At 31.0% G+C, this 12,873-nt stretch carries 8 protein-coding genes; 2 read left to right on the forward strand and 6 right to left on the reverse strand.

The genetic code is table 11. The features are described 5' to 3' along the window. Nucleotides 1-1,332, reverse strand: a complete 1,332-nt coding sequence (locus tag CCC31_RS06520; protein WP_022088989.1) for a sodium-dependent transporter — start codon at nt 1,330-1,332, stop codon at nt 1-3. Nucleotides 1,333-1,515: 183 nt separating this feature from the next. Here CCC31_RS06520 and CCC31_RS06525 point away from each other — a divergent pair, with 183 nt between their 5' ends. Further along, nucleotides 1,516-3,765: an ATP-binding protein gene (locus CCC31_RS06525; protein WP_290850427.1), complete on the forward strand. Its 2,250-nt coding sequence runs from the start codon at nt 1,516-1,518 to the stop codon at nt 3,763-3,765. 185 nt (nt 3,766-3,950) lie between these two features. Here CCC31_RS06525 and CCC31_RS06530 read toward each other — a convergent pair whose 3' ends face one another. The 4 genes from CCC31_RS06530 to CCC31_RS06545 form a co-directional block, all read right to left on the reverse strand. Continuing rightward, nucleotides 3,951-5,099 (reverse strand): ABC transporter permease, encoded by a 1,149-nt coding sequence (locus tag CCC31_RS06530; protein ID WP_022088987.1) that lies wholly within the window; start codon nt 5,097-5,099, stop codon nt 3,951-3,953. Beyond that, nucleotides 5,086-6,267 (reverse strand): ABC transporter permease, encoded by a 1,182-nt coding sequence (locus CCC31_RS06535; RefSeq protein ID WP_117908278.1) that lies wholly within the window; start codon nt 6,265-6,267, stop codon nt 5,086-5,088. The genes CCC31_RS06530 and CCC31_RS06535 overlap by 14 nt, the downstream gene beginning before the upstream one ends. Next, nucleotides 6,267-7,028 (reverse strand): ABC transporter ATP-binding protein, encoded by a 762-nt coding sequence (locus CCC31_RS06540; RefSeq protein ID WP_022088985.1) that lies wholly within the window; start codon nt 7,026-7,028, stop codon nt 6,267-6,269. The genes CCC31_RS06535 and CCC31_RS06540 overlap by 1 nt, the downstream gene beginning before the upstream one ends. A gap of 586 nt (nt 7,029-7,614) precedes the next feature. Continuing rightward, nucleotides 7,615-10,503: a fibronectin type III domain-containing protein gene (locus CCC31_RS06545; protein ID WP_290850430.1), complete on the reverse strand. Its 2,889-nt coding sequence runs from the start codon at nt 10,501-10,503 to the stop codon at nt 7,615-7,617. A gap of 499 nt (nt 10,504-11,002) precedes the next feature. On the opposite strand from CCC31_RS06545, the gene CCC31_RS06550 reads away from it, so the two are divergent. Further along, the gene (locus tag CCC31_RS06550; RefSeq protein ID WP_347994265.1) at nt 11,003-12,121 is read left to right on the forward strand and encodes an SLC13 family permease; all 1,119 of its coding nucleotides are present in this window, start codon (nt 11,003-11,005) and stop codon (nt 12,119-12,121) included. A 412-nt stretch (nt 12,122-12,533) separates the two neighbouring features. Here the strand turns inward: CCC31_RS06550 and CCC31_RS06555 are convergent, their stop codons facing one another. Further along, entirely contained in the window at nt 12,534-12,821 is a 288-nt protein-coding gene (locus tag CCC31_RS06555; RefSeq protein WP_199522655.1) for a hypothetical protein, read from the reverse strand. Nucleotides 12,822-12,873: the final 52 nt, after the last annotated feature.

Raw genomic sequence — 12,873 nt, forward strand, 5'->3', positions numbered from 1 at the left:
TCAGCCTATTCCTCCAAGCATTGCTCCGGCCACAAGTGCTATAAACGCTAATGGTACAAGCACATATTTTCCAAGTGGCATAAACCATTTGCCAATCGGCTTATTATTGCCTTTATTTACTGCACTAATTGCAAAATCCTTCCCTGCAACCCAGAAGAACATAATTGCTGCAAGCATTGCACCTAATGGACAAATATAAATTGATACTGCATCCATCCATCCTGAAACAATCCCCTGAATAACAAGCGCAACTGCGCAGCCAACTACCGCTATACTCAAAACAGCTACCGGTCTTTTAAATTTTAATCTTTCTTCCAATGTTGCTATCGGTGCCTCATATAAATTTACAAGAGAACTCATTCCCGCAAATAAAACGCAAATATAGAAAATTATTCCTACAATCTTTCCACCCTGCATTCCATTAAATACATTTACAAGATAGATAAACATAAGTCCCGGTCCGCCTGAAGACAATTCTGCTCCACCAACAGCCATTCCCGGAATTATTACAAATGCTGCAAGTAATGCTGCTACTGTATCAAATACTGCTACGTTTCTTGCAGAACTTACTACATTTTCTGATTCACTTAAATATGAACCATAAATTACTGTTCCATTTCCTGCTATTGATAATGAGAAAAATGCCTGTCCAAATGCATAAATCCACAATCTCGGGTCAAGCAATCCTTTAGGATTTATTGTAAATATGTATTTATATCCATCACTTGCACCCGGAAGCGTAAATACATAAATTCCTAATCCCAAAAACAATACAAAAAGAAGTGGCATCATAAATTTGTTTGCCCTTTCGATACCACCGGCAATTCCAAATGCCATTATTACGGCTGTAACAATTACTGCGATTACAAGCCATAAGTTATTTCCATAGCTTGTAGCTGTACTTCCAAACATTCCGCCAATAGCATCCATATCATGTCCCATATCAGAAAGCTGACCTGTAATTGCTAAATATGTATATTTAAATATCCATCCTACAACTACCGTATATCCTATTGCTAATGCTAATGAACCGATAACCGGAAGTGCACCAATCACTTCTCCGATTCTTTTATTACCTGTCCTAACTTCAGTACATTTGCCAAACGCTTTAATCGGTCCACCTTTAGCAGCTCTTCCAAGCGCCATTTCTTCGATAAGCCCTGTTGCCCCAATTAAAATAACAAATAAAACGTATGGGATTAAAAATGTCATACCTCCCCAGTCTGACACCATATAAGGAAATCTCCAAATATTTCCCATTCCTACTGCTGACCCTATGCATGCAATTACAAAGCCTGTTCTACTCTTAAACCCGTCCCTCTTTTTTTCCATTAATTTTTATCCTTTCCTTTTTCAGTCATACCTTAAATATTGTATCACATTATAGGGATTATTATAGTTAAATTTTACTCAATATGTTATAATTAGATAATGTAATTTGGTTCGGAAAATTAATACTTTTATTGCTTCTTTGTAAGCAAATTATTACTAAATTTTGCGAAAGGAGAGATTATTGTGGCACAAGATAATTCAAAAGATAACTCAGCTAATAAATATACAAATAAGTATACTAAAAAAACTAGTATCCAAAAATTTCTTTTACTCTTATGCAATATTATTATGATTGTAGTGGCACTTTTATCTTCCTACTCCTATTCTATTACTACGGAAAACAAAAGCGTCGCCTTACGTTTAGATAATTTCTGCGACTCTACTGACTCTATGAAACAGCTTACTGAAAGCTATTTACATGCAGAAAAAGGATATGTCGATAACTGGGCTCACTACATTTCCAGCAATAATATGACTATAGATGAAGCAATAAAATTTGTGCAGAATATTAACACACAGGGCAACCGCTATGCACACTTCGTTGATATGGATGACTTCTCAGCTATTTCTACTATTGCAGATAAAAATGGAAATTACTCTGTTAACTGTTACAAAACATTTTATGATACAGATACCAATGCATGTCATGCAATGATTAAAAAAATGCAGAATATGTTTAAATCACAATCCGGTCAGGTTTATGTTCTTGGTAAATATCGCGTTGACGGACTACAACAGACTGTCATCAGTGTTGGTACTAGAGTTTATTTAAATATTGGTAACAATAAGACAAAGCCTTACCTGCTTTTAAGATTGCTTCCTGTTGATTACCTAAAAAATGCATGTGCATTTCCAACTGAATATAAATCAGCAGAAATCAGTCTTATTAACTCTAACGGTGAATATGTTATTCAGTCTCCTTCGATGAAATCAAGAACTTTTTATGACTATATTCGCGGATACAATTTTCAAAATGATTACAATAAAGTCGACGAGCTTGCTAACAAAATTAAATCGTCCGATAGTGGCTTGCTTCAATACAAAGACTATCGTAACGAAAATTGCTATTGGTACTATTCAAGTTTTGGAAAAAATTTAGATTTATACATCATAGGATATATTCCTGTAAAGGATATTAATTCAGTTAATATGAACTGGAGTATTGTTGCAATTATATGTGGAACAGTATTGTTTTTAACAATTCTTGATACATTTTACATATTATCAATTAATCATAGTTTAAGAAAAGCTGCAAGTGAAGCTGAACATGCAAGTCAGGCAAAAACACAATTTTTGTCCACTATATCCCACGATATCCGTACTCCAATGAATGGCGTTTTGGGAATGACTCAAATTGCGAAAAAACATTTAAATGATCCTGAATATATGGGCGAATGTCTGGATAAAGTTTCTCTTGCCGGAAATCATCTTTTAACATTAATAAATGATATTTTAGATATTTCAAAAATTGAGAGTGGGAAAATGGCTATTTCTATAGAACCTTTTTCACTTAAGGACTGTGTAAATGAAGTTGTTAGTATTATTCGCCCTCAGGCTGAATATAAAGGCATTTCGCTTGAGGTTAATATGCATGACATTATTTACGAAACTTTGTCAGCTGATCCTTTACGACTTAATCAGATAATAACTAATCTTTTAACTAATGCCGTAAAATATACTGACAATGGTGGAAAAGTTTTATTTGATATAAGTCAGTCACGATTACCGGATGATGACGAAAAAATACGACTAAAAATTGTTGTCTCTGATAACGGAATCGGTATGACTAAAGAATTTCAGGAAACAATGTATAATTCATTTACCAGAGCTCTTGACAGTCGAACTAATAAAATTCAGGGAACCGGTTTAGGCCTTGCCATTATTAAACAGCTTGTAGATTTAATGAACGGCTCAATTGATTGTAAAAGCGAATTAAGGAAAGGAACTACATTTACTGTTTACCTTGATTTAGCAGTACTTAACGAACACAAGCATTTAGATACAGTAAATCCGGATTCATTATATGAAAAAAATTATGATTTTTCTTCATTACATGTACTTGTTGCAGAAGACAATGATTTAAATTGGGAAATTATTAAAACAATGCTTTCCGAATATAAAGTTTCATGTGACCGTGCCGTAAATGGTCTTGAATGCATAAACACTTTGACTTCCTCTTCCAAAGGCTTTTATGACTTAATTTTAATGGATATCCAAATGCCTGTACTGAACGGAAAAGAAGCTACACGTAAAATCAGGAAAAACGAAGATGCGTATATACGAAATATTCCTATTGTAGCAATGACTGCTGATGCATTTGCTGAAGACATAAAGGCATGTAAAGAAGCCGGAATGAATGCTCATATACCAAAGCCTATTAATATGAAACAGGTATTATTCAATTTTAATAACTGTATTAAAGAAGGACTATAAGTTTTAAAAAACTTTAAGAATGGAGGCTAATTATTTAGGAGCAGGTGTCTATGAAAATTCCGAAGTTGCTGCTAAAGCCTTTGTTTTAGAATGTAGCAAATAATAAAAACAAATACCCGGTTGTGAACCATTTTCACAACCGGGTATTTTTGATAAAAAACTATAAAATAGCATTTTTAAAATTCTTAATTTATTATCTGTTTTCTTTTACTTACATAATTTGTTACTGCGACAAATATAAAACTGGAAATTACTATAACTGCCCCATTTATTAACAATGGTTTAATGCTTTCAAAATTAAAAACTTCCATAGTTTTTATCAGTTGGTTATTTGCTACATAATAATATGTTGGCAATATATGTGCTATTTTCAATACATAATCAGGCATGTATTCAAATGGCACAAAGCATCCACAAAGAAATGATGTGCCGAGTGCTATTACATTTACTATTCCACCAATAGCATTCTTATTCTGCGTAATATTTCCAATTAAAAATCCTATGGTCAGACTGCATATCGTAAATACAAATGAATTTATAACATAGCCTAAACCATTTGAACTAAACATTAAGTCTTTAAACAAAATCAATGCCAAAATCATATATAAAATCCACATTGCAAATATTACTATGGAATTTGATAATAGTACGATTCTATTATATTTTTTGTAATTGAAACTGCTTATAATTGTTCTCTTTCTTACAGTCTCATCATTTAAACTTGCTAAAATCATACTGATGCAATACACACATCCTGCAAGCAAGGCGTAATTTAGGATATTAAAATACTGTGTCATGCTGCTTAACTTTGATGTATCTAAAGTCGTTTTCATATAAACCTTTGTATCTTTGTCCACAACTTTATTTACTTTTGAAATTAACTCAGCTCCACTATAATAATCCTTGTAAATAAGCACGGTTTTTATGTATTTTTCCACCATCATTTGGGCATATGAAGAATATTCATCACCACATGATTTATATTCCAACGAAGGATTCTTTCCATCTAATAAATTTTTTCCAAAATCTTTTGGTATATAAATTACATAATTTACGTCTCTGTAAAAAATTGCATCATTTATTTTGTCTTCGTCTTTTGTATCTATATCTTTTATTTCTGAATGTTTACTTATATAATCCTCAAAGCCTTTAGCAATATTATCTTCACTGTCTTTATTTACAATTAACACACTTGGTTTTGAATCTTCAAAATTTGTCATATTATTACCTGATGTCTGATTAAGTGCTGTTATTGCAACAAGTATGGCAGTATATAAAATAATCATTCCCTTTAATTTATTTAATATCTTTAAAATAGTCTTAAATACTGTCATACTTTTCCCTCCTTAAGCTAACAAACGAAATTAATAGACAAATTATGATAAATATAATCAAATAAATGATATCTCTAAAATATCTGTCTAAAGTATCGTAATAGTATAATGAATAAAAGCCATCAGTTATTAAGTTATTTGGATTTATCAGATTAATTATAGGCACATTTTTATCAATTACATATTTTAATGTAACTCCCATCATTCCTGAAAAAACAGAAAAGAACATTGTAACAGCAATAGTTATTCCTGTCTTAGCACCTTCTGACACTCTGAATATTGAAGCAATTACTACCCCTAGTGCAATTCCTGCCAGATTTCCTACCATGGAAAGTAAAATAATTAACAAAAGATTTTCTCCAAAATCAACTTTTATTACAAATGTCAAAAATGCCATAAGTACCGCAAGTCCTACCAGACTTACCGCATAACTTCCTATAGTCGAACTCAAAATAATTGTGCTTTTTTTATTTGGTGACACGGAAATTCTTTTTCCCTTGCTACTCATATTCGCCAGACAGTTATTTATTGCAGTCAACCCGAATATTCCACCATACATACACATCATCGCAATTAAAGTATAATATTCTATTTGCATATAACTTAAATTTGAATTAGAAATATTTTTCAAATTAACTTGTTCATCATTAATTTTGTCTAATATTTGATTTACTATTTTGTCTGTATCAAATGTAAAATTCCCGTTTGCTATTTCGTTTTCTATATTTTTTTCGGTCAATTCTTCTACTATTGTTTCATTCTGTCTGATTTCATTTATGACAAACTTAAGTAATGTTTGATATGTACCATTTGCCTTTACTACAACCTGCGGTTCGTCGTTCTTAAATACAACATATCCTTCAATTTTAGAATCATCTAATAGTGAATCTGCTTTTTTATTACTTACATATTTGATATTAAATAATTTGTCTTTATTATCATTATCCGATAATTCTTTTAATGCGTTTTTGTATATTTCCTGCGTTTCAAATTCGTCATTATCTACGACTGCAATATCAAACACTTTTAATACTTCATCTTTTTCTATGTTGGAAAATGCCATATTGAAAAATATTCCAAGAATAATCGGAAAGGCAAATGTCCAAAAGACTAATATTTTATTTTTAAACAATGTTTTTATCGTATATTTCAAATTATGAATAAACATTAATCTCTTAATTCCTTTCCTGTTAATTTCAAAAATACATCATTTAATGTAGGTCCTACACGTTCTATTTTTTCTTCAATATTTGCCTGTTGTTTCAGTTCTTCGCTTGTTCCCTGAGCTATTATTTTTCCTTTATCAAGAATTATAATTCTATCGCAAAGTATCTCTACCTCTTCCATATAATGTGTTGTGTAAACTATTGTAGCACCATCATCTCTTAATTTCTTAATTCCATCTAAAATATTGTTTCTACTCTGTGGGTCGACTGCTACTGTTGGTTCATCAAGAAAAATAAGTTTTGGTTTATGTGCTATTCCACAGGCAATATTTAATCTTCTTAAAAGTCCCCCTGAAAGTTGTTTTGGCAAATATTTTTTAAATTCACCAAGTCCTACTAATTCAATGGCATCTTCTACATATTGCTTTCTGATATTTTTATCTTCTATGTATAATCCACAAAAATAGTTTATATTGTCATATACATTTAATTCATTAAATACTGCAACCTCCTGAAAAATGACTCCAATTTTCGATTTTATATCGTACGAATCGGGTTTCATATCCTTACCAAATATTTTTATGCTTCCGTTCTGATATTTAAGCAATGCTAAAATTGAATTTATAGTTGTACTTTTACCACTTCCGTTAGGTCCAAGTAATCCTAATATTTCTCCTTCATATACATCAAATGATAAATTATCAACTGCCTTTTGTTCTTTATATTCTTTAGTTAGATTTTTTACCTCTATTACTTTTTCCATATTGCCTCCATAATTTTTCTTTTCATATTGTGATTAAATTATATCATATGTTAATTTGATTATGTTTTATATTTTGAATTTCTTCCCCAGCCGACAGATTTTTTCATAGCAAACACGTTGATTTTCCTTCCCCCCAGCCGGCAGATTTTTTCATAGCAAACACGTTGATTTTCCTTCCCCCCAGCCGGCAGATTTTTTCATAGCAAACACGTTGATTTTTTTATTTTGCTGCGCCGCTTATTGTAAGTTCAAAAGATAAACTCGCCTATCGGCTCAGACATATCTTTTGAACTTACGCTATGCTCGCAAAATTTCAAAAATCTGCCTATCGTTTGCTTATGAAAATATCTGCCGGCTGGGGTGTGGAAATTTTGTTGCTCTGGATATTTCTGCCGGCTGGGGTATGGAAATTTTGTTGCTTATAAAAAGTTTTGACAGATTGGGTGATTTAATTTATATAGTTCTTTAAAATCGGATATAGTTGATTAAATTTTCTATTTTTCATACTTTAATTTAAAAAAATACCGAAAATCTATTAACAATAGACCTTCGGTATTTCACCTTAGTAATTTTTAATTATTTTTTACTATTTTGTCTTAACTCTTTTTGTCTTTGACCATGCTGAATATACTTTGTTTCCATTTACTATTTTGTAAGTACGGATGCGAACATTGTATGTTTTCTTTGCTTTTAATTTCTTTACAATATATATAGTTGCCTTTTGTTTGTTTACTGATATTGTCTTTTTGTTTTTCTTAAACTTCTTATCAGTTGCTACCTGAATTTCATATCCTTTTACGTTTTTAACTGCTTTCCATTTCAAAGTAATTGCTTTCTTTTTAGCAATTGTCTTAATAATCTTTGTAGTCTTCGGTGTTGAAACTACAGCAGTTGTGTTCTGCGGATTTGTTGTTGTTTCAGTTTTGCTTTCCGGCTGCTTTTGTGTTGTCGTATTAGTTACATCTGCTTTTTTTGTTGTTTGTGTAGAATCTGCTTCTTTTGTTGTCTCAGAAGTTGATGCTATAATTCTTGGTAATGTTTTTCCTATTGCAATTATTTTATCACAATCGTTACAATAAGTATCTCCTGTGTATCCTTCCTCTTGTTCTGTTGCATCTTTTTTATTTATAATTGTCGTATTTTTGTGCTCACATTCAGTTGGAATAAAAGTCCCATCATCTGTTTTTGAAGCTTCTGCCGTATTTCCATAAGCACCCATATTGACTCTACTTCCATTAGGAGCCGGTTCATTTGAATAATCACTTAACGGGTCACCTGCATTTATGCAAGGGCTTGTAACATCATCCGCAATCCACATCGTTCCATTCCATCTTCCGCCTTTAGATTTCAAATGATAATTTCCTTTTTCTATATTTGCAAATAATGGTTCTTCAAATATACATCCTATTCCATAATTATAAGTGTTACCATTCCAGCTATCATTATATATGCATGTATATGTTATATTTGATGTGTCTGTATCGTCATTTAGATTCTTAAATCCTCTCTTGTTTCCGGCTATTATACAATTTTTTATTATCGGAAGTTTTGTCATATATCTGCCTATGCTTACTCCATAATAGCAGTTTGCAATTGTAACATTTTCCAAAACTATTTTTTCAATTAAATCTTCTTCTACACTTAATGATAGACCAATTCCATCATTTTGCTTATTAAAATTATGTATAATACAATTTGAAATTTTGAAAATATTATCTTTTGGTACTTTTGTTCCATAAGCTGATATGCTTAATCCCGTGAAAGAATCATTGTTTTTTCCTTCAAAAATTGTATTTTCTACAGAAATTTTTCCATAAATGTAATCATTATAGCTGTTAAGTGTAACATACATTCCACTTGATTCATTGGTAAATTTACAATCCTTTACTGTAAGTATTTGCGGAATTTCTCCCTCATATCCGGTCTTTTTGCTTATTATGTTTGCCTGCATTTTAACATTATCAAATTCACAATTTTCAAATACGGCTTTTCCATTTAAATAATCCGAAGACGAATTCTGCGTTATGGAAATTTGATTGCTTGCATTTGTTAATCCTCTGTCAGAAGCCCCTACAAATTTAATAGGATTTTCCTTTGTTCCTTTTGCAATCAGCTCTCCATTATACATAATATCTAACGATGCAATTACATAAGGATGTTCTGAAGTCAATATTACTTTTGCATCATTTCCATTGTTATATCCTATAGTACAATTTTTAAAGTAATATTCCAGACCGTCTATTTCTCCTAATGTACATTCCGGAGTTATCATTGAGCCACTAAGTTCAACGTACTTTCCAAATACAGCTGAGTAATCGCATGTATTGTTCGCATAAGTTCTTGTTTTATCAGCATTGACATTTGCTCCAAATTGAACTCGTATAGGTGCACACTTATTCATTTCTGATGATTCATTAGATTGACTTCCGTGGAATACATTTCCCTCTATTACAAAATCACATTGTCCATCAAGATTCAACGCATTTTTTGTTAATGCTCCACCTTCTGTTGTATAAAATTCATTATTTATTATTTCCGCATTTCCTCCCCAGTTAACAGACGGATTGTAAGAACCGGGAATATTGTTTTTAAATGTATTATTTTCTATTTTACATTTTGATTTATCATTATAAAAATACTCATATGCTAAATCCTTTGTATAACCTTCAATTCCCATTGAAAGTGATTTGAACATTGAATTTGATATTTTAATATTTGATTCAACAGTATTTGCATCATAATCTCCATAAAAAAATCCTGCACCTATTTCACTCGGTTGCAAAATATTTTTGCTTACTAACTCTGTACTATCAAATATACAATGGTCTACTGTAAGATTAAACTTCGTATTCTTTGTCCCATGAGATACATCAATTAATCCCTCTGTGAAATCTCTAAACTGTGCTCCACCGTTTATAAAATAACAATATTCAAATGTGTCTGTCACTTCTCCATTATCAGGAAGTGTTATCTCTATTCCATTCCACCCTGCGTGAGTATCAATATTTTTAAAAACAATAGGCTCATCCTGTGTACCTTTTGCTTCTATGCTTCCACCTTCTTCTACTCTAAAAATAGAATATAGTCTATAAACTACATCTGAATTTTCTACTCCGTTAACATTTCCCGTTCCTGTTCCAAATAAAACTGTTGTTCCCGGTTCGATTACAAGTTTACATTTAACATATGGTAATTCAACTATATTTTTTGAACATACAACATATGTTTTATCTTTTGTCCATGTTACAACATTACTTCCATCATCTGAAACTATGTCTCCTGTTACGTATACTAAATTTTCATTAGTTTCAGAATTATCGCTTTGGGCAATTGAAGCGTCACTGTTATTTTCGTATACGGAAATTTTCGTATTTTCTTTAGTTATAACATTATTTGTTTGTTGTGCCATAATATTTTGTGGTAGTAATGATGTTGCCAACATTACACTTAGAATAAGGCTAAAATACTTTCTCATAGGCAGCTCCTTTCTACTACATTTTTTATATTATAATTTTAACATAATATAATCTTGAAGTCTTTATTTAAATTATTATTCAGCAGAAGTTTCCATAGCAAACACGTTGATTTTCCTTTCCCCAGCTGGCAGATATTTTCATAAGCAAACGATAGGCAGATTTTTGAAATTTTGCGAGCATAGCGTAAGTTCAAAAGATATGTCTGAGCCGATAGGCGAGTTTATCTTTTGAACTTACAATAAGCGGCGCAGCAAAATAAAAAAATCAACGTGTTTGCTATGAAAATATCTGCCGGCTGGGGCGAGGAAAGTGTGTTGCTTATGAAAGTTTCTGTCGACTAGGGGTGGGAATTGTGTTGTCTATGGATTTTCTGTTGGCTGAAACAATGTTAAATATATTATTTTCCTTGAAAAATATTTGCTAAATATGCCATATATTAATTGACAAAAATCCTGTTTAAGCAATATGCTATAATCATGTTAAAAAAGGATATATTTAATGATGAAAAAATTTATAGAATTAGTACGTAAAGAAACAGTATTAGTAATTGCATGGGTCTTGGCAATTATATCCGCATTTTTTGTAAAACCAAATATTAAATACATAGATTACATAGATTTTAGAACGCTTGGAATATTATGGAGCCTTATGGTTATCATGGAAGGGTTAAGTTGTAATGGATTATTTGAAAAGATAGGTTATAAATTATTAAAAAAGACGAAAAATGTATGGCAGCTAAGTATAACATTGGTATTCATTTGTTTTTTCTCAAGTATGTTAATTACAAATGACGTTGCACTTATTACATTTGTTCCTTTTACGATGATGATTTTAGGAAAATGTGAAAAACAAAATTTATTGATTCCAATAATTGTTTTGCAAACAATTGCAGCTAATCTTGGAAGTATGCTTACTCCAATTGGCAACCCTCAAAATTTATATTTATATGGTTTATGGGGAGTTAACATATTTACATTCATAAAAAATATTTTACCTTATTCAATTGTTTCATTTTTTCTTCTTTTACTATTTTTGTTTTTTATTAAGGATAAGAAAAGTAAAATTGTTGTTGATGGTAAAGAAAATGATATTATTCAATATAAGGGGAACTTATTTTTCTATGTAATTTTATTTGTAATCGCATTAGGAACTGTATTTAAATTAATTCCTTATTATATTCTTATATTTCTTGTGTTTATTGTTGTGTTTTTTATACAGCGAAATGTGCTATATAAAATAGATTACGCATTACTTTTTACATTCATTGGATTTTTTATTTTTACGGGAAATATTGGTTCACTTCCAATGGCAAATAAGTATTTGGCTTCAATTGTTATAGGAAATGAAATTGGAATTGGGGTACTTGCGAGTCAGGTGATAAGCAATGTTCCTTCTGCCTTGCTTTTATCTGGTTTTACAACAAACTATAAAGGATTACTTATAGGTGTAAATGTTGGTGGTCTTGGAACACTTATTGCTTCAATGGCAAGTTTAATTTCTTACAAATTGTATGCACATAATAACAACAGCACAAAAGGAAAATATTTGCTTTATTTTACAGTTGTAAATATTGTATTTCTTGTAGTTTTACTGATTTTAAACACTATAATTAACTGATATTCCAGTCGACTGAAACTTTCATAAACAAACACGTTGTTTCACCTTCCCACGACCAGCAGAAGTATCCATAAGCAACACAACTTTCACAACCCCAGCCGGCAGAAATTTTCATAGCAAACACGTTGATTTTTTTATTTTGCTGCGCCGCTTATTGTAAGTTCAAAAGATAAACTCGCCTATCGGCTCAGACATATCTTTTGAACTTACGCTATGCTCGCAAAATTGTAAAAATCTGCCTATCGTTTGCTTATGAAAATTTCTGCCGGCTGTAGTTAGAAAATTCTATTTCTTTTGTAATTTATGCTTTAAGGTAGATAAAATAAAAATTACGTATTGTTTAGATTTAACAAGTTGTAATTTTTACTTTAATTTTCATTTCGGATTCTTTTGAATATTTCGTACTGTCTCTCTAATTCTTTTTTTCATCTAATAATAGATTCTTTGATCCTAATATTCTTTCTATTGCCTGACTTGGATCTAATGTGTGATATGGTAAATACAATCCTCGTAACTCTTTTGGCTTTACAATCTTGTACACTTGTATTGATGACATATTATAAGTGTATGAAAAGTACCGATACAGATATCCTATCCAATATAGTTCATTCAAATTGTATTTTACTGAACCATATTTTGATGCTCCATACTCTTCTTCTATCATATTTAATATATCTTTCGCCTGAATATTTGTCTGCAAAAAAATACCGCAAAACTCTTAATTCCATTGATTTATCACTTTCTAAATCACA

It is taken from the genome of Eubacterium sp. LMAG:50 (genome assembly GCF_008680265.1).
GTDB classification, from domain to species: Bacteria; Bacillota; Clostridia; order Lachnospirales; family Lachnospiraceae; genus Eubacterium_U; species Eubacterium_U album.